At 72.5% G+C, this 25,003-nt stretch carries 21 protein-coding genes; 13 read left to right on the top strand and 8 right to left on the bottom strand.

Annotated elements, in window-relative coordinates; all coding sequences use genetic code 11:
• Positions 1 to 24: 24 nt before the first annotated feature.
• From OOJ98_RS11160 to OOJ98_RS11135, 6 genes are all read left to right on the top strand, one after another.
• Complete coding sequence (locus OOJ98_RS11160; protein ID WP_267054472.1) at positions 25 to 828, top strand: HlyD family efflux transporter periplasmic adaptor subunit; 804 nt, start codon at positions 25 to 27, stop codon at positions 826 to 828.
• Positions 829 to 956: 128 nt separating this feature from the next.
• The gene (locus OOJ98_RS11155) at positions 957 to 3,098 is read left to right on the top strand and encodes an NHLP family bacteriocin export ABC transporter peptidase/permease/ATPase subunit (protein ID WP_267054471.1); all 2,142 of its coding nucleotides are present in this window, start codon (positions 957 to 959) and stop codon (positions 3,096 to 3,098) included.
• Between the two features lies 1 nt (position 3,099).
• Positions 3,100 to 5,961, top strand: a complete 2,862-nt coding sequence (locus tag OOJ98_RS11150) for an NHLP bacteriocin export ABC transporter permease/ATPase subunit (RefSeq protein WP_267054470.1) — start codon at positions 3,100 to 3,102, stop codon at positions 5,959 to 5,961.
• A 79-nt stretch (positions 5,962 to 6,040) separates the two neighbouring features.
• Positions 6,041 to 6,946: a zinc metalloprotease HtpX gene (htpX, locus tag OOJ98_RS11145; protein ID WP_267055599.1), complete on the top strand. Its 906-nt coding sequence runs from the start codon at positions 6,041 to 6,043 to the stop codon at positions 6,944 to 6,946.
• Between the two features lie 41 nt (positions 6,947 to 6,987).
• On the top strand, positions 6,988 to 7,566 hold the full coding sequence (locus OOJ98_RS11140) for a hypothetical protein (RefSeq protein WP_267054469.1): 579 nt from the start codon (positions 6,988 to 6,990) through the stop codon (positions 7,564 to 7,566).
• Between the two features lie 120 nt (positions 7,567 to 7,686).
• Positions 7,687 to 8,232, top strand: a complete 546-nt coding sequence (locus tag OOJ98_RS11135; RefSeq protein WP_267054468.1) for a phospholipase domain-containing protein — start codon at positions 7,687 to 7,689, stop codon at positions 8,230 to 8,232.
• Positions 8,233 to 8,310: 78 nt separating this feature from the next.
• Here OOJ98_RS11135 and OOJ98_RS11130 read toward each other — a convergent pair whose 3' ends face one another.
• The 5 genes from OOJ98_RS11130 to OOJ98_RS11110 all read right to left on the bottom strand — a co-directional run bounded on the left by OOJ98_RS11130 (position 8,311) and on the right by OOJ98_RS11110 (position 12,161).
• Entirely contained in the window at positions 8,311 to 8,784 is a 474-nt protein-coding gene (locus tag OOJ98_RS11130) for a DUF3574 domain-containing protein (RefSeq protein WP_267054467.1), read from the bottom strand.
• 52 nt (positions 8,785 to 8,836) lie between these two features.
• Positions 8,837 to 9,799: a DNA-binding protein gene (locus tag OOJ98_RS11125; protein ID WP_267054466.1), complete on the bottom strand. Its 963-nt coding sequence runs from the start codon at positions 9,797 to 9,799 to the stop codon at positions 8,837 to 8,839.
• On the bottom strand, positions 9,796 to 11,010 hold the full coding sequence (locus OOJ98_RS11120) for an MAB_1171c family putative transporter (RefSeq protein WP_267054465.1): 1,215 nt from the start codon (positions 11,008 to 11,010) through the stop codon (positions 9,796 to 9,798). Before OOJ98_RS11120 ends, OOJ98_RS11125 begins: the two co-directional genes overlap by 4 nt.
• Complete coding sequence (locus OOJ98_RS11115; protein WP_267054464.1) at positions 11,007 to 11,582, bottom strand: hypothetical protein; 576 nt, start codon at positions 11,580 to 11,582, stop codon at positions 11,007 to 11,009. Before OOJ98_RS11115 ends, OOJ98_RS11120 begins: the two co-directional genes overlap by 4 nt.
• 156 nt (positions 11,583 to 11,738) lie before the next feature.
• Positions 11,739 to 12,161 carry a secondary thiamine-phosphate synthase enzyme YjbQ gene (locus OOJ98_RS11110; RefSeq protein WP_267054463.1) on the bottom strand — a complete coding sequence of 141 codons (423 nt, stop codon included), beginning with the start codon at positions 12,159 to 12,161 and terminating at the stop codon, positions 11,739 to 11,741.
• Positions 12,162 to 12,718: 557 nt separating this feature from the next.
• Between OOJ98_RS11110 and OOJ98_RS11105 the strand changes: the two genes are divergently transcribed.
• The 5 genes from OOJ98_RS11105 (at position 12,719) to OOJ98_RS11085 (ending at position 17,929) form a co-directional block, all read left to right on the top strand.
• Positions 12,719 to 13,720 (top strand): ABC transporter permease, encoded by a 1,002-nt coding sequence (locus OOJ98_RS11105; RefSeq protein ID WP_323177887.1) that lies wholly within the window; start codon positions 12,719 to 12,721, stop codon positions 13,718 to 13,720.
• On the top strand, positions 13,693 to 14,466 hold the full coding sequence (locus tag OOJ98_RS11100; RefSeq protein WP_267054462.1) for an ABC transporter ATP-binding protein: 774 nt from the start codon (positions 13,693 to 13,695) through the stop codon (positions 14,464 to 14,466). The genes OOJ98_RS11105 and OOJ98_RS11100 overlap by 28 nt, the downstream gene beginning before the upstream one ends.
• Before the next feature lie 75 nt (positions 14,467 to 14,541).
• Positions 14,542 to 15,573 carry an ABC transporter substrate-binding protein gene (locus OOJ98_RS11095; RefSeq protein ID WP_267054461.1) on the top strand — a complete coding sequence of 344 codons (1,032 nt, stop codon included), beginning with the start codon at positions 14,542 to 14,544 and terminating at the stop codon, positions 15,571 to 15,573.
• Positions 15,573 to 16,781 (top strand): LLM class flavin-dependent oxidoreductase, encoded by a 1,209-nt coding sequence (locus tag OOJ98_RS11090; RefSeq protein ID WP_267054460.1) that lies wholly within the window; start codon positions 15,573 to 15,575, stop codon positions 16,779 to 16,781. The genes OOJ98_RS11095 and OOJ98_RS11090 overlap by 1 nt, the downstream gene beginning before the upstream one ends.
• Before the next feature lie 80 nt (positions 16,782 to 16,861).
• Positions 16,862 to 17,929, top strand: coding sequence for an NAD(P)-binding domain-containing protein (locus OOJ98_RS11085; RefSeq protein WP_267055597.1), 1,068 nt, complete (start codon positions 16,862 to 16,864; stop codon positions 17,927 to 17,929).
• A gap of 47 nt (positions 17,930 to 17,976) precedes the next feature.
• On the opposite strand, the gene mltG is transcribed toward OOJ98_RS11085, so the two are convergent.
• A complete protein-coding gene (mltG, locus tag OOJ98_RS11080; protein ID WP_267054459.1) occupies positions 17,977 to 18,807 on the bottom strand; it encodes an endolytic transglycosylase MltG in 831 nt (276 codons plus the stop codon).
• A 429-nt stretch (positions 18,808 to 19,236) separates the two neighbouring features.
• Positions 19,237 to 21,048 (bottom strand): ABC transporter ATP-binding protein, encoded by a 1,812-nt coding sequence (locus OOJ98_RS11075; RefSeq protein WP_267054458.1) that lies wholly within the window; start codon positions 21,046 to 21,048, stop codon positions 19,237 to 19,239.
• Between the two features lie 119 nt (positions 21,049 to 21,167).
• Here OOJ98_RS11075 and OOJ98_RS11070 point away from each other — a divergent pair, with 119 nt between their 5' ends.
• Together OOJ98_RS11070 and OOJ98_RS11065 are read left to right on the top strand one after the other, a co-directional pair.
• Positions 21,168 to 21,626, top strand: a complete 459-nt coding sequence (locus OOJ98_RS11070) for a MarR family winged helix-turn-helix transcriptional regulator (protein ID WP_267054457.1) — start codon at positions 21,168 to 21,170, stop codon at positions 21,624 to 21,626.
• 276 nt (positions 21,627 to 21,902) lie between these two features.
• Positions 21,903 to 23,312 (top strand): Gfo/Idh/MocA family oxidoreductase, encoded by a 1,410-nt coding sequence (locus OOJ98_RS11065; protein WP_267054456.1) that lies wholly within the window; start codon positions 21,903 to 21,905, stop codon positions 23,310 to 23,312.
• 64 nt (positions 23,313 to 23,376) lie between these two features.
• Here the strand turns inward: OOJ98_RS11065 and OOJ98_RS11060 are convergent, their stop codons facing one another.
• Entirely contained in the window at positions 23,377 to 24,984 is a 1,608-nt protein-coding gene (locus OOJ98_RS11060; protein ID WP_267054455.1) for a peptide-N4-asparagine amidase, read from the bottom strand.
• Positions 24,985 to 25,003 lie beyond the last annotated feature (19 nt).

The following is a 25,003-nucleotide window of genomic DNA, read 5'->3' as shown; positions in this document are numbered from 1 at the left end:
GTTCACGGGTGAGGGAAGAGTTCCGTGCAGTTTCGTCAGCAGGCCCTTTCCAAACTGCAGTCGCCGGAGGAACTCGACCTGCCGGTGCGTTTCGCGCGCCCGCAGGGCAGGCTCGTCCTTCTGGTCACTGTGGTGGTGATGGCCGCCGCCTGTTTCTGGGCCGTCGAGGGGTCCGTCTCCTCCACCGTCGACGCGCCCGCGATCCTCACGCACGCGCAGGGCAGCTATGTCCTGCAGAGCCCCGTGGCGGGCCAGATCACCGCGGTGTACGCCAAGGAGGGCCAGGCCCTGGCCGCCCAGGCGCCGCTGCTCCAGGTCCGCACCGCGCAGGGCGACCGGACCGTCCGGGCGATCGCCCCGGGCCGCCTCACCGGCCTCGCCGCCACGATCGGCTCCGTCGTCGCCACCGGCGCGAACGTGGCCAGCGTGGAACGCGCCTCCGGCCCCGACGACCCCCTGGTGGTCATGGCGTACGTGCCCGGCGACAGCGGGGCCGAGGTCCCGCTGGGCGCCCGGGTCGACCTCACCGTGCAGTCCGTGCCGGCCGACCGGTACGGGGTGCTGCGCGGCCGGGTGGCCGCCGTCGGCAGGGCGCCGCAGTCCAGCCAGCAGATCGCCGCGTTCCTCGGCGACGCACGCCTCGCCGAGCAGTTCTCACGGCAGGGCAGGCCGGTGGGCGTCCTCGTACGCCTCGACCGCGCGCCCACCACGTCCGGCTACCGCTGGTCGTCGGCCGACGGTCCGCCGTTCGCCGTCGACTCCATGACCCCGGCCACCGCCACCGTCCACCTGGCCGACCGGCGTCCCCTCGATTGGCTCCTCCCGTGACCGCACCCCGCACCCCACCCCCCGCCGCCGGGCTGCCGCCCGCAGGGCACGGCCGCGGCAGGAGCACACCGGCCGGTGGCGCCCGGCGCTCCCGCCGCCGGGCGCCCGCGCCCCGCAGCGTCCCGAGTGTGCGCACCCCCACGGTGCTCCAGATGGAGGCGCTCGAATGCGGCGCCGCCTCGCTCGCCATGGTGCTCGCCCACCACGGGCGCCATGTGCCCTTGGAGGAGCTGCGCATCGCGTGCGGCGTCTCGCGCGACGGGTCGCGGGCCAGCAACATCCTGAAGGCGGCCCGCAGTTACGGGCTCACCGCCAAGGGCATGCAGATGGAACCGGCCGCGCTCGCCGAGGTGCCGGCCCCGGCCATCCTGTTCTGGGAGTTCAACCACTACGTCGTGTACGACGGGACGGGACGCCGGCTCGGCCGCCGGGGCGTCCACGTCAACGACCCCGCCAAGGGGCGCCGCTTCGTGGCGTCGGAGGAGTTCGACACCAGCTTCACCGGCGTCGTCCTGGTCCTGGAGCCCGGCCCCGGCTTCCGGCGCGGCGGCCGGGGACCCGGCGTCCTGTCCGCGCTGCCCGCCCGGCTGCGCGGCACCTCCGCCACGATGCTCGCCTCACTGCTCGCGAGCCTGCTCCTGGTGGCCGTCGGCGCGACCCTGCCCGCGCTGAGCCGTACGTACATCGACCTCTTCCTGATAGGTCATCAGGACTCCTTGCTGGGCGTGCTGTTCACGGCGATGGGCACCATGGTGGCGCTCACCGTCGTGCTGACCTGGCTCCAGCAGGCCAATCTGCTGCGCGGGCGCATCATCTCCTCCACCCTCGGCAGCGCCCGCTTCTTCCGGCATCTGCTGCGGCTGCCGGTCACCTTCTTCGCCCAGCGCAGCCCCGCCGACCTCGTCCAGCGCCTCCAGTCCAACGACGCGGTCGCCGAGACGCTCGCCCGGGACCTGACCGCCGCGGCCGTCGACGGCATCGTGGTGCTGCTCTACGCGTTCCTGCTGTGGACCTACGATCCGCAGCTGACCCTCATCGGCGTCGCCATCGCGCTGCTCAACGTCGTCGCGATGCGCGTGGTGGTACGGCTGCGGGCCACCGGCACGCAGAAGCTGCGCGCCGACAGCGCCCGGCTCACCAACACCTCCTACACCGGCCTCCAGTTGATCGAGACGATGAAGGCGACCGGCGGTGAGAACGGGTTCTTCCGGCGGTGGGCGGGCCAGCACGCCACCACCCTCGACGAGCAGCAGCGCCTGGGCGTGCCGAGCGCCTGGCTCGGCATCGTCGCCCCGGCGCTCGCCACCCTGAACAGCGCGCTGATCCTGTGGATCGGCGGGCTGCGGGCGGTGGAGGGGCACCTGTCGATCGGTCTGCTCGTCGCGTTCCAGGCGCTCGTGACCCGCTTCACCGCTCCGGTGACCCGCCTCAACGGCGTGGCGGGACGCATCCAGGACTTCGCGGCGGACGTGGCCCGGCTCAAGGACGTCGAGAACTTTCCCGTGGACGCGCTCCATGCACGCCCCGAGCCGCCGGCGAGCACCCGGCGCCTCAAGGGCCATGTGACGCTCGACAACATCACGTTCGGCTACAGCCCGCTCGACAAGCCGCTGCTCACCGGGTTCTCGCTGACCGTCGGGCCCGGCCGGCAGGTGGCTCTGGTCGGCGGCTCGGGCAGCGGCAAGTCGACGGTGTCCCGGCTCATTTCGGGGCTCTACACGCCCTGGGAGGGCACCATCAGCATCGACGGGCAGCGTCTGGAGGACATCGCGCGCGGGGCGCTCGCCGCGTCGGTGTCCTTCGTCGACCAGGACGTCTTCCTCTTCGAGGGCACGGTGCGGGACAACATCGCGCTGTGGGACCCCTCGATCCCGGACGACGCCGTCGTCGCGGCCCTCAAGGACGCGGCGCTGTACGAGGTCGTCGCGCGCCGCCCCGGCGGCATCCACAGCCGCGTCGAGCAGGACGGGCACAACTTCTCCGGTGGTCAGCGCCAGCGTCTGGAGATCGCGAGGGCGCTGGTGCGCGGGCCCAGCGTCCTCGTCCTCGACGAGGTCACCAGCGCCCTGGACGCCGAGACCGAACACGTCATCATCGACAACCTGCGCCGCCGCGGCTGTGCCTGCGTGGTCATCGCGCACCGTCTGAGCACGGTCCGCGACAGCGACGAGATCGTGGTGCTCGACCACGGGAGCGTGGTCGAGCGCGGCCGTCACGAGGAGCTCATCGCGGCCGCCGGGCCCTACGCCGAGCTGGTCAGGGAGCACTGAGGTGACGTCGGCACACCCCTTCGCGCACCCCTCGTCGCATCCGGAAGCCGCAGCCCACGACCCCGTCGTCGCGGCGCTCGGCGGCCTCGGGCAGCACATCGACTGCGCCGGGCTTCCCGGGTTCTCGCTCCAGGGCCCCCAGGTGCTGTGGCTGGTGGTGGGCGGCGCCCTCGACCTGTTCGCGGTCGACGCGGCGGACGGCGGCCACTGGCACTTCCTCGGCCGTCTGGAACCCGGCACGCTGCTCCTCGGCCCCGTCGAGGGCCCGCGCCACACCCTGGTCGGCCGCCCCCTGCGCGACTGCGTGCTGCGCCGCATCGCGCTGCGCGAGCTGTACCGGCCGCCGTACGCCCAGGGGTACGAGGCCGCGTACCCCGGCGGCTACGACACCGGGGACGCGGCCCTGAGCCTGCTGGAACACGCCTTCTCGCTGGGGGTGGGGCGCGGCCAACGCGTCCTGTTCGAGGCCCCGTTGGACGGCCGGACCGCGCTCGACGACGCGGTGGCCGACGACGACAACCTGTGGCTCGCGGTGGCGCCGGGCAGCGTTCAGTACGGGGCGGCGTTCAGCGCGGAGGCCGCGGGCGACCTGCTCGTGGACGGCGCCCTGTGGCAGGGCATGGTCAATCAGCAGTACCGGCTGCTCTCGGCACTGGACCGCTGGATCGAGCGCATGGAGCGCGCCCACGAGGACCGCACCGCGGCCGGGATCAAGGCGGGCGAGGCGGTCCGCGAGGAGGCGGACCGGGCGCTGCTCACCTCCATCGGCCGCACCCGCGGCTCCGCCCCGCGCACCGCCGCCCCGGGCGACGACGCGACGTACGCCGCCTGCCGGCTCGTCGCCGACGCCGCCGGCATCACCCTGGCCGAGCCCACGCTCGGCGGCGCGGTCAGCGACCGGATCGACCCGGTCGAGCGGGTCGCGGCCGGATCCCGGATCCGGACCCGTCCGGTGCGGCTCGACGGGCGCTGGTGGCGTGAGGACTCCGGCCCGCTGGTGGGCCACCGCACGAGCGGCTCCCCCGTCGCCCTGCTGTGGCGGCGCGGCGGGTACGACGCGGTGCACCCGGCGTCGGGCCGGCGCACCCGGGTGGACGCGGGCAACGCCGACGGGTTCGAGCGGCGCGCCGTGATGCTGTACCGGCCGCTGCCCGAGCGGCCCCTCGGCGCCTGGGGGCTGCTCCGCTTCAGCCTGCGCGGCACCCGTCCCGATCTGCGCCGCCTGCTCCTGGCGGGTCTGGTGACGGTGGCGCTCGGCGCGCTGGTGCCGCTCGCGACGGGGCAGGTGCTCGGCGCGTACGTACCGCGCGCCGAGACCGGACTCATCACGCAGGTGTCGCTCGCCGTCGTGATCAGCGCCATCGTGTCGGCCGCGTTCACACTGCTCCAGAACCTCACCATCCTGCGCATGGAGGGGCGTATCGAGGCGACCCTCCAACCCGCCGTGTGGGACCGCCTGTTGAGGCTTCCCACCAAGTTCTTCGCCGAGCGTTCCACGGGCGAGCTGGCGAGCGCGGCGATGGGCGTCGGCGCGATCCGCCGGGTCCTTTCGGGCACCGCTCCCGTGGTGGTGCAGGCGGGCACGGTCGGGGCGGTCAACCTGGTGCTGCTGCTGTGCTTCAGTGTGCCGCTCGCCCTGGTCGCGATCGCCGTGCTCGTCGTCATCGCGGCGGTGTTCCTCGCCATGGGGATGTGGGAGCTGCGCTGGCAGCGCCGGCTGGTCGAGCTGAGCAACAGGCTCAACAACCAGGCGTTCCAGACCCTGCGCGGGCTGCCCAAGCTGCGGGTCGCGGCGGCCGAGAGCTTCGCGTACGGGGCGTGGGCCGGCGAGTTCGCCCGCAGCCGCGAGCTCCACCAGCGGGCCGGGCGGATCAAGAACATGACGACGGTCCTCAACGCCGTCTACCTGCCGCTGTGTTCGCTCCTGATGTTCGCCCTGCTCGCGGGCCCGGCCCGCGGCTCCCTCTCGGCGGGCGCGTTCCTCACGTTCAACACCGCCGTGACGATGCTGCTCACCGCGGTCACCCAGCTCACCGGGGCGTTCGTCTCGGCGGCCGCGGTGCTCCCGATGTTCGAGCAGATCAAGCCGGTGCTCGACGAGGCGCCCGAGGTGCGCGGGGCCAGCACCCAGCCCGGTGTGCTGGCGGGCGGCATCGAGGCGAGAGGGGTGTCGTTCCGCTACGGCGAGGACGGGCCGCTCGTCCTGGACGACGTGTCACTGAAGGTGGCGCCCGGCGAGTTCGTGGCGGTCGTCGGGCCCAGCGGCTGCGGCAAGTCGACACTGCTGCGCCTGCTCATCGGCTTCGACGACCCGGTCGCGGGCAGCGTCCTCTACGACGGCCAGGACCTGGCCGCCCTGGACCGGGCGGCCGTGCGCCGCCAGTGCGGGGTCGTGCTGCAGAACGCCCAGCCGCTCTCCGGGTCGATCCTCGACTGCATCTGCGGGGCGGAGGTGTTCAGCCAGGAGGAGGCGTGGGAGGCGGCCGCCATGGCGGGGCTCGCCGAGGACATCAAGCGGATGCCGATGGGCCTGCACACCATGATCTCCGGCGGCGGCGCCATCTCGGGCGGCCAGCGCCAGCGCCTCATGATCGCCCAGGCACTGGTGCGCCGCCCCCGCGTCCTCTTCTTCGACGAGGCCACGAGCGCCCTCGACAACGAGACCCAGCGCGTCGTGATCGAGAGCACCAGGCGCCTCGACGCGACCCGCTTCGTCATCGCCCACCGGCTCTCCACGGTCCTCGACGCCGACCGGGTGGTCGTGATGGCCGAGGGCCGTGTGGTGCAGCAGGGTCCCCCCGCCGAGCTCCTCGCCGATCCCCGCGGGCACCTGCACGAATTGGTACGGCGGCAACTGCTCTGAAGCCCCCGCGCGGTGGCATCGTGGAGAGTGAGCACCCCTTCACGCTCCGACGAGGTACGCCATGATCAAGAAGTCGGCCGTGCGCAGCCGTTTCGAACCCGACCGGCAGCTGACCACCCGCATGCTGGTCACGGTGTTCCTGCTGGGCCTGCTGTACGTGGCCTTCGTGGCGGCCCTCCTGGTGCTGCTCAGGTCGACGGTCGTGGTGGTCGTGGTGGCGGCGGCCGTCCTGTGGTCGCAGTACTGGTTCTCGGACCGCATCGCCCTGTACGCGATGCACGGCCGGGTCGTGACCCGGGCGGAGCAGCCGCAGCTGCACGGCGTCCTCGACCGGCTGTGCGCCGCCGCGGACATGCCGAGGCCCCAGCTCGCCGTCGCCGACACGGACCTGCCCAACGCGTTCGCCACCGGCCGCAACGCCGACCACGCGGTGCTCTGCGTCACGACGGGGCTGCTGCGCCGTCTGGAGCCCGAGGAGCTGGAGGGGGTGCTCGCCCACGAGCTGTCCCATGTGGCGCACCGCGATGTCGCGGTGATCACCGTCGCCTCGTTCCTCGGCGTCGTCGCGGGGCTCGTCGTCCGCTTCGCGTTCTATTCGGAGCTGTACGGCGGCCGCGGGCGGCGCGACCAGAACACGATGGCGGTCCTCGCGGCCGTCATGGCGGTGTCGGTGCTCGTGTACTCACTGAGTTTCCTGCTCGTCCGGACGCTGTCGCGCTACCGCGAACTGGCCGCCGACCGGGCCGGCGCCCTGCTCACCGGGCATCCCTCGGCCCTGGCCTCCGCACTGACCAAGCTGGACGGTGACATCGCCCGGATCCCCGCCAAGGACCTACGCACCGCGAGCGCCTTCAACGCCTTCTACTTCGTCCCCGCCCTCGGCGCGGGCAGCCGGGTCGCCCGGCTCTTCGCCACCCACCCGAGCCTGGAGGAGCGGCTCGACCGGCTGGCCGGGATCTCCGCGGAGCTCGGGCGTCCGGCATGACCGGGGCCCGGCCCCACTCCCCGCGACGAAGGGCACAGCGCATGGGTTTCCTCGACATCCTGCTCGGCCGCACCCGGCCGGTCGCGCCCGACCTGGACCGGCTGTTCGCGCTGCCCTCCGCCGCCGTCACGCTGGGAGCGGCGGCCGGTTTCGCGCCGACCGGCCGGGGCTCGGTGTGCTTCACGACGGTGGAGGGCCGGGCGTTCGCCGAAATCCGCGAGGACGTGACGGAGCTGCTCGGCACGGACGGCGAACGGGCGGGCGCCCCCGTGGAGTTCAGCCGCGACTCCTACGGCTATTCGTGGCTGCTCTCGCGGCGCGGCCCGGACGACCTGACCTCGCTCGTGGGCGATCTGCACGCCGTGAACACCGCCCTGGAAGGATCGGGCTTCGGCCCCCAGCTCCTGTGCTCCCTGGTCGGGTTCGAGGACGGCGAGGGCCGGATGTTCGCGCTGGTGTACCTCTACAAGCGGGGCACGTTCTATCCGTTCGCGCCGCTCCCCGGCGACCGGCGGGACAACGCGCTCGAACTGCGGGTCAGGGCGGTCGTCGCCGATGAACTGCGGATCGAGGAGGATCTGTCGCGCTGGTTCCCGGTCTGGGGCGCGCCCGGCCTGTGAGGCCCGGATCGCGAGGCGGTCAACGGGCCCGTGCGCAGGGCGGGTTGAACACGCCGCGGTCGGCGCGCGTACTGGGGTGCGTCCCTGCCGCCGCCACTCCCCCACCTCGAAGGGGCCCCCGTGAGGCACGTATCGCAGTACGGCGCGGCCCCGCGGGCCCTCGCGCTCGCGGCGGTGAGCACCCTCCTGGGCACCGGCGCGGCGCTGCCCGCGCGCGGGCCCGTGCCCTCCGTGGTCGCCGCGGACGACTGCGCCGGAGGCGGTGTCGACGTCACGGCGAGCAACGCGGGCGACGCGCCGTTCCGTTTCGATCTTGCGGGGGTCGCGGTCAGCGTGGGGCCGGGCCGGGCGAGGACCATCGCGGTGCCGGTGGGGCAGGGCCGGAGCTACCGCTTCACCGTCCTCGGCCCGAACGGTTTCCGCCAGGACGTCGAAGGCGTTCTGCGGTGCGGGACGGCCTCGCCGTCGCCCACCGCCGCCACCGGCCGGGACGCCGACGTGCCTGCGGCGACCGCCACGCCCCGCGCCGTGGCCGTGGCCACCGGCGCGGGCGGGCGGCGTCTGGTGATCGCCGGGGTCAGTGACCTCGACGGGCTGATCAGGGGAGCGGTCCTGGTGCTGCTCGGCGGGATGCTCTTCGTCATCCGCCGGCTCACGCTCCCGTAGGCCGCGCGGTGCGCGGCGGGGGCGGCTCGGCCGGGACGGCGGCCGTGGGGGAACCGGTCCGCCCGGAACCGGGGCGGCTCAGAAGTCGGCCTGCGCCTGCACGTCGGCGCGGCCCACGGATTCCAGGCCGTACATCGAGCAGTACAGGTCCCTGATGTACTCGATGTCGGGGTCGTGCGTGCGGGCCTCGCGCGCGGGATAGAGCACCGTCAGCTCGTAGGAGTTCTCGCGGTTGATGCTGCCCGTCTTGTCACGCCACTGCCCGCGGCCCTCTTGTATGGTCAGCCCGGCCGGGAAGCGCGGCGTGATGACATCGGCGACGAACTTCATGAACTCTTCGTCGGTGATGGGTGGTTGGCCGTTGTGACGGCCCGTTCCGAAGTAGAGGTGGGTCGACACGTACGGGCTGCCGTGCGTGGTGGTCCGCGCCTGCGCCGCCGGCGACACGGAGGTGCCGTAGGCGACCTCGGAGACGGGGCCTCCGGAGGCGAAGAGGAGAACGACCGCCACGAGAGCGGCGGCCGCGGGCGTGGACACCCGGATGTGAAGCATGTTGTCCCTGTCTGTCGGCTGGGTGGGGTGGTGCTCGCGGGGCGCGACGGCCCTAGCGGGAAGGCCGGTCCCGGCCCTCGGGATGAGGGGGGACGGACTCCAGCAGGAAGGCCGCCGCGTCCCGCAGGTTCACGGGCGCCGCCGCGCGGTCGCGCAGATGGGCGGCGGTACGGGCGAGGGTCTGGGTCGTCCGTACGGAGCCGATGCCCGGGGCACGCGGGGCGAGGTCGGTGATGAGGTCTTCGGCCTCGCGCCACGCGCCGGCCCCGGCGAGGGCGGCGAGCAGCTCGGCGGTGAAGAGGTGGCGGTAGGAGGGGCCGGGGGTCGTGGCCGCCTCGTACAGCAGCGGGATGGCGTGGTCCCAGTCGTGCAGCCTGGCCAGGACCCAGCCGTGGTGGCCGGTGAGTTCGGGTTGGTCGATCCACCAGGACCAGGGCGGGTCGAGGCGTGAGGCACCGTCGAGGAACCGGCAGCGGGCGCGGGAGACGAGCGCGCCGGCCTCCCGGTGGCCGCCGAGAAGCGCGATCGCGTGGGCGCGGCGGACCAGGACGAGGGTGGCGATCAGAGTGGGCAGCGGCCGGGGGCCCGCCACCTTGGCCACGGTGGCCAGGGCGGCCCTCGGCCGGCCCCGGTGGGTGTGGAGCATGCTGTGGTTGAGCAGCACCAGGCGGGCGACGGCGCGGTCGCCGCAGCGTTCGGCGAGGGCCAGGGCCCGCAGGTTCATGCGGTGCGCCCGGTGGTCGAGGCCCGCGTCGAAGAGGATCCAGCCGATCACTTCGCACAGTTCGGCGAGGGCGGCGAGCAGGTCGCTGTCCGCGCCGGGCGGGATGGCCGGTGCGGCCGTCAACTGCGGTACGGCGTGCAGGAGTCGGCGCACCGTGGGGAGGGCGGCCGTCGCGCCGTGTACGGCGTCGAGGGTCACCAGGTGTCGGGCCGCCCGCAGCGCCTCGGCGGCCGAAAGGCCGTGCTCCGTGCCGTCGCGTACGACGGCCGGTGGGTGGGAGGCCCGGGTCATGACGCGATTCTGGCGGGGGCGCGCACGGCCCGGCCCTGGGTGAGGGCGGTGAACGAGGACGCCACCTGGGTCAGCCACTCCACCTCGTCGCGGAAGTCGTCGTACGGCGGCCGGGCGGGGATGTCCGCGGCGTCGGCCTGCTCGTCCCGCTCCTCCGCGGGCCGGTTCAGGACGGCCCGCACCTGGAGGGCTTCACCGAGCGGCGAGGTGGGGTCCTCGGGCAGGCCCAGCGAGCGGGCCACCCGGGAGAAGTCGGCGAGCGAGAGCGAGGTGCGGAGCATCAGCTGCCCGTCGCGTATCTCGATGACCCGCCGGTAGAGGCTGTAGTGCGGGTCGCGCGGCGGGATCAGGTCGCGCGCCCAGGAGCGCGGCGGGTCGAGCGCGATGTCCGGGGAGGCCTGGCAGAGCGCCCACCACAGGGGCCGCAGCCGCTGGTAGGAGCGGTAGCTGCGCAGCCAGCCGCCGGCGCGGGTGAGGTGGATGCCCCAGGACGGAATGGTCCAGCCGGTGATCTGGAGCAGCGCGCCGATGGTGCCGCACGACCACTGGATGGGGTCGAGAACGGAGGCGTCGTAGTGCAGCCGGGTGCCGGCGATCTGGATGCTGCGGGTCACGCAGTACACGAGGATCAGGCTCGCGCCGACGGTCACCGTGCGCATACCGACCTTCAGCCACTGCCGGTTGGCCATCTTGGTGAAGCGCAGGGAGAGCCGGACCGTCTCGAACTGCCCCACCCCGCAGATGACGAGGTAGAACGACATGTACAGCGCGTACCGGCCGTCCTGGATGCTGAGCAGGATGGTGGAGGTGGCCGTCTTGGCGCTGGCGACCGGGCTGACGGCGAGGGAGGCGGCCACCAGGACGCACAGCGCGGCGCCGAAGAACAGCACCCTGCGCCGCGCCCGCCCGCGGGCCTCCTCGGGCGGCGACGACCAGTACACGAGGACCACCTGCTGGGCCGCGGTGAGGACGACGACGGCGACCTGCACGATGAGCGAGGTGATGTTGGGCAGGCCGAACAGGTCGGAGATGTGCACCCGCAGCGCGTCCAGGTCGACCAGGAAGCTGATTCCCGAGCAGAGGAAGTAGACGCAGAGCGCCCACAGCGCGACGTCGTGCTTCCTGCGCAGCAGGTCCGGCAGCCGGTAGCCGAAGGCGGCGATGCCGCCGAGCGCGCACACCCAGGTGAGGACCGTGTTGACCGCGTTCATGACGCGTCCGGGTGGCCGACGCCGTTCTCGATGCGGGCGACGATCTCCGCGGCCTCGTCGGGGACTCCCCAGGCGGGTTCGAGCCACCGCTTGGTGGCGCGGGCCAGGATCAGCGAGGCCATCGTCTCGGCCTCCTGCTCCTCGTCGTCGCTGTAGCGGGAACGCATCAGCATGCTCTGGACCACCGCGGGTTCGACGTCGGTGAACAGGCGGCTGGTATCGCTGTGGTCGAATTCCACGGAACCGCGGTGGGCAAAGGCGATATGGGACAACTCATGAGCGATGATGTGTTCTTTGTGTGACGGGGAGGCGGCTTTCTCGTAAGCGATGATGTCGAAATCGTCGAGTTTCAGCCAGAGACCGAAGAGATGACGTTCCGGGAAGGGCATCGGAATGAGATGGATCGGCCGCCGGTTCTGCGTGCTGAGATAGCGGTGCAGTTCATCGATGCCGCACCCGTGCTCCATGCCCCAGTCCGCGAGCAGCGTCTCGCAGTTCTGACGAACCTTTTTGAGACGGCGCCTGAGCCGACGGTCCTCCGGCGACGGTAACGCAGAGCCAGACACCTTCATCCTTGGCCTTCCACGCCTTCCACGCCGGAGAAGCAGGCTGTTGTCATTCCGATTTCAGCGGCTCGGGGGGATGGGGGCCCGGCACCCCCGGGCGCACAACGCGGCCATGATGCCACACCCTCAACTCACGGGCTGTTGAAGCTGTATTCGCCCGGCTCAGCCGAGAAAACTGAGCCGTACCTGGCGGTTGGGATTGTCCTTGTTGGTATCTACGAGGCACACCGACTGCCAGGTGCCGAGCGCGAGCCGGCCGTCGACGACGGGCAGCGTGGCGTGCGGCGCGACGAGCGCGGGCAGCACGTGGTCGCGGCCGTGGCCGGGGCTGCCGTGCCGGTGCTGCCAGCGGTCGTCGGCGGGGAGCAGGGTGTGCAGCGCGGCGAGCAGATCGTCGTCGCTGCCCGCGCCGGTCTCCATGACGGCGATCCCGGCGGTGGCGTGCGGCACGAAGACGTTGAGCAGACCGTCGCGGCCGGCCGCGTGCCGGCGCAGGAACTCCTCGCAGTCCCCGGTCAGATCGGTGACCGTCTCCTGAGGACCGGTCGTGATGGTCAGGACGTGGGTGGTGAAAGCGTCGGACATGGCTCCCATCTTCCCGGCCACGTCGCCCGTACGCGCTCTGCCGCACCGGAGCCGTCGCCCGATGGGCAAGATCGGGCGTCCGAGGGGCGAGACATCGTTGACCCCGTACGGAACGGGTCGCTACGTTCACGCCATGTCACGTTCAGCCCTGCTCACCACGCGCGGTCACATCGACCTGCTGCGGGTGGCGTCCGCCGCCTGTTGTCGCGGCTGCTGACGTTTCGGCGCGTCCCGTCCGGCCGTTGACACCTTCCCCCTCGGCCCGTCGCGACCGCTGAGCCTCCTCTCAGCGCACTCCGCACCTTCCTTCCCGCGGATCCTTTCGCTGGGCCCTCCCGGCCTTCACCGGCTCTTCCCGCCTTCCCGTCGCCCGTCGCCGTCGGCCTCCCGTCGGCGTGGGTCGCGGGGCCGTGAGGCCGTGCCCAGCGCCCGAATCCCGCACCCGCGCCCCGTGAGGGCGTGCCTTCGGGACCGTCCAGGCCGGCATGGGCCGACCTGGCCTGCCCGGGGCCGCCCTCCCCCGGCGCACTCCACCCGCTCGCACCCATGGAGTCCCCATGACTGTCGACCATGCCCCGCCGGACGCCGTCGCCCCGCCCGAAGAAGCCGTCCCGGCCGAAGAGGCCGCGCCCGCCGAGCACGTCACGCCTGCCGAGGGAGCCGCCCGCGGGGCCACGCCGTCCCGGGGAGGCGACCGGCCCGGAGACCCTGCCACGGCCCGAGTCCTCGCGGGCCCGCCCGCCGGCCCCGTTCTCGAACCCGTCGTTCCCGTCGCCTCCCGCGGCGGCCGGCTGCGCTCCGTGCCGCGCTGGGCGCGCCGCACCGTGGGGCCGCTGACCCTGCTCCTGTTGTGGCAAGTCCTCAGCGCCACCGGGGTGTTGAGCCCCGACATCCTCGCGTCGCCCGGCACGGTGGCCCACGCGGGAGCCGGTCTGATCGGGGACGGCACGCTGCCGTCGGCGATGGCCATCTCGCTCCAGCGCGTCGCGGTCGGCCTGCTCATCGGGGGCGCGGCCGGCATCTTCCTCGCCCTGCTCTCCGGGCTCTCCCGGCTCGGCGAGGATCTGATCGACGCCACCGTGCAGATGCTGCGCACGGTGCCCTGGGTCGGCCTGATCCCGCTGTTCATCATCTGGCTCGGCATCGGCGAGGCCCCCAAGGTGGCCCTCATCGCGCTCGGCGTGGCCTTCCACCTGTATCTGAACGTGTACGCCGGCATCCGCGGCGTCGATGCCCAACTCGTCGAGGCGGGGCAGGCGTTGGGGCTCGGACGATGGGGTCTCGTGCGCCATGTGGTGCTGCCGGGCGCGCTGCCCGGCGCGATGACCGGCCTGCGGTACTCCCTCGCCACGGCCTGGCTGGCCCTGGTCTTCGGCGAGTCGATCAACGCGGACGCCGGGATCGGCTTCCTCATGAACCAGGCCCGCGAGTTCTTCCGCACCGACGTGATCGTCGTGTGCCTGGTCGTGTACGCCTTCCTCGGCCTGCTCGCCGACGCCGTCGTCCGCACTCTCGAAAGGCTGCTCCTGCAATGGCGACCGACCTTCACCGGCCAGTGACCACCCCGGCCGCACCGGCCACCTCCGATGCCGTACCGGACGCGGTACGGGTCGAGGGGCTGACCCGCGCGTTCGACGGGCGCCCCGTCATCGACGGGCTCGATCTCACCCTGCGGGCGGGCGAGTTCACCGCGCTGCTCGGGCGCAGCGGCTGCGGCAAGTCGACGCTGCTGCGGGTGCTCGCCGGGCTCGACCGGGAGATCGAGGGCACGGTACTGGTGCCCCGGCGGCGCGCCGTGGCCTTCCAGGCGCCGCGCCTCATGCCGTGGAAGCGGGTGTGGCGCAATGTCCTGCTGGGACTTCCCGGCAAACCCCAACGGGACGTGGCCGAGGCCGCGTTGGAGGAAGTGGGGCTCGGCCACCGGTCCGGCGCCTGGCCCAAGACGCTCTCCGGCGGCGAGGCACAGCGCGCCTCGCTCGCCCGAGCCCTGGTGCGCGAACCCGACCTGCTGCTGCTCGACGAGCCGTTCGGCGCGCTCGACGCGCTGACCCGGATCAAGGCGCAGCAACTGGTCGCCGAATTGTGGCAGCGGCGCGGCTGCGCGGTCCTGCTCGTCACGCACGACGTGGACGAGGCGCTGCTGCTCGCCGACCGGGTCCTGGTCATGCGGGACGGTGCCATCGCCCATGACGCGCCGGTCGAGCTCGACCGGCCGCGCGAGGTCGGCTCCCCCGGGTTCGCCGCGCTGCGCTCCCGCCTCCTCGGCGAACTGGGCGTGCGCCGACCCGCCTTGTCCGCCGGCTGACCCGACCCCGGGGCCTCCGGACGCCCGCCCTCATCCAGACAGCTCCCGCTGATCCCCAGAAAGAAGCACGTACCGATGCGACGCCACACCCTGCCCGTTCTGCTCCTGCCGCTCGCTCTGCTGGCCGCCGCCTGCGGCGGGAATTCGGCCGCCGACTCCAGGACCGGGTCCGGTTCGGGCTCCGGCTCTCTCACGCTCAACGTCGGTGACCAGAAAGGCGGTTCACAGTCCCTGCTCAAGGCGGCCGGTGAACTCGACCACCTCGACTACACGATCAAGTGGTCCACGTTCACCTCGGGACCACCGCTGCTCGAAGCGGTCAACGCCAAGGCCGTCGACATCGGCGCGGTCGGCAACACGCCCCCGGTCTTCGCCGCCGGAGCCAACTCCAAGATCAAGATCGTGGCGGCGAGCCACGGCTCCTCCGCGGGCGAGACCGTCCTCGTCCCCGAGGACTCCCCGCTGAAGGCGCCCTCGGACCTCAAGGGCAAGTCGATCGCCGTGGCCCAGGGCAGCTCCGCGCACTACCAGTTGCTGGCCACCCTGAAGAAGGCCGGGCTCGGCATCGGCGACGTCACGCTCAGCTATCTCCAGCCGGCCGACGCCCTGGCCGCCTTCAACCGGGGCAAGGTCGACGCCTGGGCCGTGTGGGACCCGTACACCTCGCAGGTCCTCGGCGCCAAGAAGGGCCGGGTCCTGGCGACGGGGGCGGGCCTCACCAACGGCCTCGGGTTCCAGGTCGCCTCGCCCGCCTCGCTCGACGACCCGGCGAAGGCGAAGGCCATCGGCGACTACCTCACGCGGCTGGACCGCGCCCAGGACTGGGTCTTCAAGCACCCCGAGGAGTGGGCCCGGGTCTGGTCGAAGGAGACCGGGCTCCCCTACTCCGTGGCGCTCGACTCGGTGCGGCGCAGCAACGGGACCCGGGTCGCGGTGGCCGTGGACGACGCCGCGGTCTCCTCCGAGCAGCGGATCGCCGACACCTTCGCCGATCTGAAGCTGATCCCGCGCCGGTTCTCCTTCAAGGACTACGTCGACACCCGCTTCAACGGCTCGCTCCCGCCCTCCACCACCACGCCCCGCTCGTACGGAAAGGCCTCTTCCTGATGACCGTTCATCTGCACTGGTTCCTGCCCACCGGCGGTGACGGTCGGACCCTGGTCGACCGCCACGCCTACACCGACGGCGGCGTGCGGCGCTCGCGACTCTCCCCGGTGACCGGGGTGCGCGCGCCCGACATCGAGTACCTGGCCCAAATAGCCAAGGCGGCGGAGCAGTTGGGCTTCGAGGCGGTACTGACCCCCACCGGCACATGGTGCGAGGACGCGTGGCTGACGACGGCCGCGCTCGCCCAGCACACCGAGCGGCTGAAGTTCCTCGTCGCCTTCCGGCCCGGTGTGATCTCTCCCGTGCTCGCCGCGCAGATGGCCGCCACCTACCAGCGGATCACTCGCGGACGGCTGCTGCTGAACGTGGTGACGGGCGGCGACTCCGTCGAGCAGCGCCGCTTCGGCGACCATCTGGACCACGACCGGCGCTATGCACGGACCGCGGAGTTCCTCTCGGTCGTCCGCGGCGCCTGGCGCGGGCAGCCGTACGACTTCGACGGCGAGCACTACCAGGTGGAGGGCGGGCTGACCGCGCTGCCGCCGGACCCGCTGCCGGAGATCTTCTTCGGCGGGTCCTCGCCGGCGGCCGGGCCGGTGGCCGCCGATCACGCGGATGTCTATCTGACGTGGGGCGAGCCGCCCGCGCAGGTCAAGCAGAAGATCGACTGGATCCGGGGGCTCGCCGAGGAGCGCGGCCGCACGGTGCGGTTCGGCATCCGGCTGCACACCATCTCGCGGGACTCCTCGCGCGAGGCGTGGGCGACGGCCGACCGGCTGCTCGGCGATCTCGACGCCGAAACGATCGCGGCGGCCCAGCAGGCGCTCGGCGCGAGCGAGTCGGTGGGCCAGCAGCGGATGCTCGCCCTGCACGGCGGCTCGCGGGACTCCCTGGAGATCTCGCCGAACCTGTGGGCGGGGGTGGGTCTGGTGCGTGGCGGAGCGGGCACGGCGCTGGTCGGCAGCCACGGCGAGGTGGCCGACCGGATCGAGGAGTACCACGCGCTCGGCATCGAGCACTTCGTGCTCTCGGGCTACCCGCACCTGGAGGAGGCGTACTGGTTCGGCGAGGGCGTGACCCCGGAGCTCGCCGCGCGCGGCCTCCTTCCGGCCGCCCCGGCATCTCCCCTGCTAGGCGTGCCCGCGGCCAACGGGCGCCCGGCCTCCGCGCCGGGCGGAGCCCCACTGCTCGTGGGCGGCGGGCGCTGAGCGGGCGGGGCCGCTGAGCAGGCGGCCCCGGGAAGATCTCCGCACCCCACACGGTTGGTAGAACCGTGAACGAATTCGGGGTGCGCGAGGTGGACGTGGTGGTCATAGGCGCCGGGCAGGCGGGCCTGTCCGGCGCCTACCACCTGCGGCGGGCGGGCCTGGAGCCCGACCGTGACTTCGTGGTGCTCGACCACGCGCCCCGGCCGGGCGGCGCCTGGCAGTTCCGCTGGCCGTCCCTCACCTACGGCAAGGTGCACGGGATGCACGCCCTGCCCGGCATGGAGCTGACCGGGGCGGCCGGTGACCGCCCGTCGTCCGAGGTGATCGGCGAGTACTTCGCCGCGTACGAGGACGCCTTCGGCCTGCGGGTGCACCGGCCGGTGGAGGTGGAGGCCGTGCGGGAGGGCGACGGCGGGCGGCTGCTCGTCGAGACTTCCGAGGGCCGCTACGCGACGCGTGCGCTGATCAACGCGACCGGGACCTGGGACCGGCCGTTCTGGCCGCGCTATCCGGGCCACGACACGTTCCGGGGGCGGCAGGTGCACACCGCGGGCTATCCGGGGCCCGATGCCTTCGCCGGGCAGCGGGTGATCGTGGTGGGCGGCGGCGCCTCGGGCACCCAGCATCTGATGGAGATCGCCGGGGTCGCGGCGGAGACGACCTGGGTGACGCGCCGGCCGCCGGTCTTCCGCGAGGGCCCCTTCGACGAGGAGGCAGGCCGTGAGGCCGTGGCGATGGTGGAGGAGCGGGTGCGGCTCGGGCTGCCGCCGAAGAGCGTGGTGTCGGTGACGGGGCTGCCGTTGAACGACGCCGTGCGGGCGGCGCGGGCCGCGGGCGTCCTCGACCGGCTGCCGATGTTCGACCGGCTCACCGAGCACGGGGCCGCCTGGGACGACGGGCGCACGGTGGAGGCCGACGTCATCGTGTGGGCCACCGGCTTCCGTCCCGTCATCGGCCATCTCGCCCCGCTGCGGCTGCGCGAACCGGGCGGCGGCATCCGCCTGGAAGGGACCAGGGCGGTACGGGACGAGCGGGTGCATCTGGTCGGCTACGGCCCCTCCGCCTCGACGATCGGGGCCAACCGGGCGGGCCGGGCGGCGGTGCGCGAGATCGGGCGACTTCTGGAGCGCGTGCCGGCCGGGGTGTGACCGGCCGGGGTGCGCTGGGCCGCGGGGTGTGACCGGGCGGGGCGTGGTCAGCCTGCGCCGCCCCGTTTCTTCTGGTTCTCGTTGAACTCCCTGACGTTGAGCAGCTGTTGCGCGTAGCTGTCCGTGAAGCGGGTGTCGCCCGGGGCCACGGTCACGAAGTACAGCCAACTGCCGGGGGTCGGGCGAATCGCGGCGTCCACGGCCTGCTGCCCGGGGTTGCCGATCGGAGTGGGCGGCAGCCCCTTGTGCTCATAGGTGTTGTACGGGCTCTCGATTCGGGTGTCGCCCGTGGTGGTGGCCAGGGTCGAGCGGTTGAGCGCGTAGTTGAGCGTGGAGTCCATCTGGAGCGGCATGCCGCGTTCCAGGCGGTTGCGGATGACACGCGCGACCTTGCCCATGTCGGCCACCGAGTCGGCTTCCGCCTGCACGATCCCGGCGATGGTCACCACCTGGTAGACCGTCAGGCCGCTGCCACGGGCGCCCTCCGCGATCCGGTCCTGCCCGAAGCGCCGGTTGGCGGTGTCGACCATGTAGCCGAGCAGGCCGGCCGGGGTGGTGTCGTCCGTGACGGGATAGGTGGCCGGGAACAGATACCCCTCGGGGTTGCCCCTCGCCTCGGGCGGCAGCTTCAGCTTCGCCGACACCGTCGCCTTCCTGGCGGTGCCGGGCGGCAGACCGAGTCGCTTGTCGACGGCCTCGTACACCTGGCTCGCCCGCCAGCCCTCCGGGACCACCAGGCTCCTGGCCGACGCGCCCGGCTTCCTCAGCACCAGGACGAGCACGACGGCGGCCACCACCACGAGCAGGGCGACCAGCAGCAGGAGCAGCCGGCCGCGGCGGGTCAGCCGGGGGTGTCGGCCGTACGGGGTCTCACTCATGCCGGCACGCTACCCCCGGAATTACGACATATCAGACATTCGAGGATCGCCGACACGCACCGCACCCGGCGCGTGGGAACACACGAACAGGGGAGCGGGTGTTCGCTGGTACGCGTGATCGTCACGCCATTCGTTGCTCAACTCCCGTGTGGCGAAGGATGCTTGAGGGGCGCAAGCGACGGGCTGCAGACCTGGTTTGCGCAGTCCCACGACGGCATCGTCCCGATGCCTCCGTACCAGCAGAAAGCACGATCATGAACCTCATCACCGACCTGCTCGCCGGCGTCTTCCACTTCCTCGGCTGGCTCGTCTGACGCTCGTCACGCCCGGCGCCGCCGTTCCCCGTCCCACGGGAGCGGCGGCGTCGCCGTGTCCGGGCCCGTCGGGCTCGGCTCCGGACGCCAGAGGTCCGGACGCCGGCTGCGGACGTCAGCCACGGACCGGTGCGGGTTCGGCATCCCGGCGCACCAGTGCCGCGTATCTGCCGTCACGGTCGATCAGTTGCTCGTGGGTGCCGCGCTCGGCGATGACGCCCGCGTCGAGCACGACGATCTGGTCGGCGTCGCGGACGGTGGAGAGACGGTGGGCGATGGTGATGGTGGTGCGGCCTTCGGTGAGCGCGTCGATGGCCTGCTGCACCGCGTGTTCGGTCCGGGTGTCGAGCGCGCTGGTCGCCTCGTCGAGGATGAGCACGGGCGGGTCGCGCAGGATCGTCCGGGCGATGGCCAGGCGCTGCTTCTCTCCTCCGGAGAACCGGTAGCCGCGCTCACCGACGAGGGTGTCGTAGCCGTCGGGCAGCGAGACGATGTGGTCGTGGATCTGGGCGGCGCGGGCCGCCGCCTCCAACTCCTCGTCGGTGGCGTCGGGCTTGGCGAAGCGGAGGTTCTCGGCGACCGAGGCGTGGAAGAGGTACGTCTCCTGGGAGACCACGCCGACCGCTCGGGCCAGGCTGTCGAAGTCCAGGTCGCGCACGTCGACGCCGTCCAGGGTGACGCGGCCGCCGGTGACGTCGTAGAGCCGCGGCACGAGGTAGCTCAGCGTGGACTTGCCGGAACCGGTGGGGCCGACCACGGCGAGGCTGCCGCCCGCGGGCACGGTCAGGTCGATGCCCGCGAGGGTGGGGCGCTCCTGCTTCTCGTCGTAGCGGAAGTCGACGTTCTCGAAGCGGACGGTGCCGCGCGCCGTGGCGAGCCGCACCGGCTCGTCCGGCTCGGTGATGTCCACGGGCAGGTCGAGGTATTCGAAGATGCGCTGGAAGAGGGCGAGCGAGGTCTGTATCGACACGCCGGTGGCGAGCAGGCTCACGGCGGGCCGGAACAGGCCCTGCTGGAGCGAGACGAAGGCGACGAGGGTGCCGATGGAGACCGAGGGGCCCCCGGTCTGCAGGGCGAGGCCGGCCGCCCAGTAGATGACGGCCGGCATGGCGGCCATGACGATGCCGATGGTGGACATGCGCCAGCGCCCGGCCATGTTGGAGCGCACTTCGAGGTCGACCAGGCGCTCGGACTCGGCTGCGAAGTTCTTCGTCAGCGAGTCGGCGCGGCCCATCGTGCGGCCCAGCAGGATGCCGCTGACGGAGAGCGATTCGGTGACCTCGGCGGCCATCGCGGCCATCTGCTTCTGGCGCTGGGTGGTGATCTTCTTGCGCTCGCGGCCGACCCTGCGGCTGATCCACACGAACACCGGGAGCAGCAGGAGCGAGACACAGGTCAGCCGCCAGTCGAGGGCGAGCATCGCGACGACGGAGGCGACGACGGCCGTCAGGTTGGAGACCAGGGAGGTGGCGGTGGAGGTGACCGTCGCCTGCATGCCGCCGATGTCATTGGCGATGCGGGACTGCACTTCGCCGGTGCGGGTCCTGGTGAAGAAGGCGAGCGGCATCCGCTGGAGCTGGGCGTAGACACCGGTGCGCAGGTCGTGCATGACGCGCTGGCCGACGGTGGTGCTGATCAGGGTCTGGAGCACGCCGAAGACGCTGGTGAGGACCGCCGTGCCGATCATGCCGAGGGCGAGCAGGCTCAGCAGGCCGGTGCGGTTGTGCGGGATCGCCACGTCGAGGATCTCGCGCAGCAGGAACGGCGAGGCGACCGAGACCAGCGAGGACGCGGCGACGAGCAGTCCGACGACGGCGAGCCTGCCGCGGTAGGGGCGGAACAGGGCGAGGATGCGGCGGATCTGGGCCGGCTCCTGGGGCTCGGTGCCGCGGGGCGGGGGTGTCCAGGTGGCTTGTTCGGGGCGCATGGGCTCCTTCGACAAGGGGTGAGGGCGCCCCGCCCGGTGGGCGGAGCGGCGACGATTTCGAGAGCATAGCTCATTGTTACCTATACTCACAATGAACCAGGTCCTGTTATTGTTCCCGTATGCAGCCACACATTTCACGGGCCCCCGACGCCGACGGTCTGCTGGCCGAGCAGTTGCTGAGGCTCACCCGCCGACTGCACCGGATCCAGCGGCACCACCTGGAGCCGGTCGGCATCACGCCCGCGCAGTCCCGGCTGCTGCGCACGGTGGCGCACTGGAGCGAGCCGCCGCGCATGGCCGACCTCGCCGCCCGTCTCGAAGTGGTGCCCCGCGCGGTGACCACCCTGGTCGACGCGTTGGAGGAGAGCGGCGATGTGCGCCGGGTGCCGGATCCGAGCAACCGCCGGGTGATCCGCATCGAGCTCACGGATGCGGGCCGGGCCACGCTGGGCGCGTTGCGCGGGGCGCGCAGGGGCGCCGCGGAGGAGATCCTCGCCCCGCTGACCGCCGACCAGCGCGAGGTGCTCGGCGGACTGCTGACGACCCTGGTGGACGGAGCCCCGGAGCGCGGCTGCTGACGACCCCGGTGAACAGGCCCCCGGAGCGCCGCTGCTGACGACCCCGGTGACCGGTCTCCACCCAGCCCCGTCACGCGCCTCGCGGTGGCACGGGTGGCCGACACGCCCCGTCCGCCTGCGCGGGGCAACGCGGCCGGAGCTCCGCGGGCCGGTATCAAGAGTCCAGCCGACGCCCCCGCGCACTGCCCCGCCCCTGGCCCCCGAGGCCGGGCGAGGGCCGCGCGGGCGCCGGCCCATGGACATCCGGGGACATCCGGTCGATCAGCAGGAGGCTCGATGAACGACACAGCACCGGAGCACCACGACGTCAGCCGCCGCTCCGTCCTGTGGTCCGCGGGGGCCGTGGGCGCCGCCGTCGGACTCGGCGCTCCGGGCGGCCCGGCCGTGGCGGCGGACCGGTCCCCGGTGCGGTCCCAGGAGGCCGAACGGCCGCGCCAGGGCGCCACCATGACCGGCGTGCCCTTCGAGCGGCGCTCGACCGTGCGGGTCGCGATGGTGGGCCTCGGCAACCGCGGTGCCGCGATGCTCGACCTGTACCTGGCCGTACCGGGTGTCGCCGTGGTGGCGCTGTGCGACCCGGTGAGGGCGAAGGCCGAGCGGGCCGCCGCCAAGGTGACCGCGGCCGGGCAGCCCGCGCCCGCCGTGTATGTGCACGGCGACCACGACTACGAACAGCTCCTCAAGCGCGGCGACGTCGACTTCGCCCATGTGGCGACCCCCTGGGACTCCCACTTCGACATCGCCAGGTCGGCGCTCCTGAACGGGGTCCACGTCGGGGTGGAGTGCCCGGTGGCGCTCCAACTGGACCAGCTGTGGGAGCTGGTGGACCTCTCGGAGCGGACCCGCAGGCACTGCATGCAGCTGGAGAACTGCTGCTACGGGCGGAACGAGATGCGGGTGCTGCGCATGGCGCACGCCGGGAAGTTCGGCGACCTGCTGCACGGGGCGGGCGCGTACAACCACGATCTGCGCGCGATGATGTTCGATCCCCGCTACTACGAGGGCCCCTGGCGCCGGCTCTGGCACACCCGGCTCCGCGGCGACCTCTACCCCAACCACGGCTTCGGCCCCGTCGCCAACTACATGGACATCAACCGGGGCGACCGCGCGGTGAGCATCGTCAGCGTCGGCTCCCCCTCGCTGGGCCTCGCGCAGTACCGGGCCGCCAACATGCCTGCCGGTGACCCGAGTTGGAAGGAGACGTACATCGGAAGCGACCGCACGATCAGCCTCGTGCAGACCGCCAGAGGCCGGGTGATCCGCCTGGAGCACGATGTGTCGACCCCCCACCCCTACAGCCGGATCAACAGCCTCGCCGGCACCAAGGGCCTCTTCGAGGACTACCCCGAGCGGATCTACATCGAGCCGGACCACCGCAACGACGCGTGGGGCGATTTCTCGCGGTACGCCGAGTGGGACCACTGGCTGTGGAAGGAACACGCCAACCCGCCGGGCACCCACGGCGGGATGGACTACATGCTGGTCTTCCGCCTGATGCAGTGCATGCGCCTGGGCCTCGTCCCCGACTTCGACGTGTACGACGCGGCGACCTGGACCTCCCCGGTCCCCCTGAGCCACCTGTCGATCAAACAACGCGGCCTGCCCCAGGAGATCCCCGACTTCACCCGCGGCGCCTGGAAGAACGCCCGGCCCGGCGTGGACTCCGAGAAGCCCGCGGAGGTGTGAGCGCGGGGGTGACCGGGGCGCACGGAAGGTCCCGGCCGGCGGCGGCCGGGACCGTGCGCGGGGCTCAGCAGTGCCGCACGTCCGTGGTGACGGCGCCCTGGGCGGTCTCGATGGCATGGTCGTAGCAGCCGGTCGAGCCGTACAGGCGGTAGCGCTCGGCGGAGGTGCCGGTCGCGTGGCGTTGTTCGCGGGGGACGTTCATGGTCCAGGAGGCGTCGCCCCGGTAGGTGTCGTCCAGGTGGGAGAAGGCGGTGGGGCGGGAGCCGTGCAGGGTGAGGGAGTCGGCCCGGTCGCCGAGGGTGATGACGGTGCGCAGCCGGCCGTCGGTGGCGATGGTCGTCGTGCCGTCCATCGTGTACGTACGGTCGTCGCGTGCGGTGACCGCCGGGCCGCGGCCCTGGGTCGTGACGCTCTCGTCGTCGTGCCAACTGCCCTTCAGGGCGTCGGTGTTCTCGCCTTCGGTCCACCGGTGCACCGAGTCGCCCGACACCGAGCGGGTCACGGTGGTGGTGACGCGGCCGTGCGAGGTGTCGAGGTAGCCGGCCGTGGTGAGGCGGTGGCTGTTCGCGGCGTCGAGGCGCAGGTCGGGTGAACCGGGCTTGTACGTGGTCGAGTTGACCGGGGCCGTCTCGTCGTGGCGGGTGAGGGCGCCGGGAACGGTCTTGCGTCCGTGGTCCTGCCAGATGAGCAGGTTGGCCGGCGTGGACCAGCCGCCCTGGCCCGCGGGAACACCGGCGACGGACACCTCGACCCGGTGCGGGCGGCCGTCGTTGAGCAGGGCGGCGTACGGCGTCAGGTCGTAGGTGACCGGTTGTACGTCGAAGGCGCGGGGCGCGGGCACGACGTACCAGAGGAAGGGGTTGGACCAGCCGCCCGTCCATACGGTGGGGAACGGGGCGGCTATTCCCGCGAGTTGGCCGTCCACCGTGATCTGCACCTCGCGGTTGGGTCCCGCGGGCGCCTTGCAGGAGTAGGTCGCGGGGTCGGGGACCGCGAGGTACCAGAACTCCTCGCAGCCGCCGCCCGACCCGGTGGCGTACACCTCGGCGAGGACGCGTTCGGAGTTGCGGCCCGTGGTCACCTGCGGGGTGTCCAGCGGGAGCACCCGGTCCGGGGGCGCGGCGGGCGCGGTCTTGGCGTCGGCGGCGTAGAACGTGAGGGTCACCTTGACGTCGATGACGCCGGTGTAGGTGTCGTCGACGGTGTTGCCGATGAGCATCTCCACGGGCTGCGGCGAGCGGAACGTGGAGCTGTACCGCGTGACGTCCTTCTCGACGTGCCAGGCGATACCGTCCACGGAGGGCTCGGGGGTGGAGGTGCGCAGCACTTCCACCCCGCCCACATGGAGATAGCCGAGGCGGTCGTACTGGCGCCCCTTGACCGCGCCGTCGAGGCGCAGCACCACCTTGCTCCACCGGTCGCCGCAGCCCTTGGGCGGGGCGTAACTCCCCTGGTAGGGCGTGTAGTCACGGAACTGCGTCGCGGCAAGGGCGACTTGGCAGGACTTCGTGTGCGGAACGGTTACCGGGGGCACCGCGGTCAGCGGGTCGTGCCAGTCCGTGCCGAACTCGGAGGGCGGCGCGTCGGCGGCGGCCGCGGGTCCCGCGCCGAGCACCGCCGCGACGGCCAGGGTGAGGCCGCCGAGCATGGACATGATCCTTCGTCGTCTCATGGACCAGGAGTGAAGCGCG

Source organism: Streptomyces sp. NBC_00083, assembly GCF_026343295.1.
In the GTDB taxonomy this organism is placed as follows: Bacteria; Actinomycetota; Actinomycetes; order Streptomycetales; family Streptomycetaceae; genus Streptomyces.
Note: the sequence above shows the minus strand (reverse complement) of the source record. Positions and strands in the feature narration are given on the sequence as shown.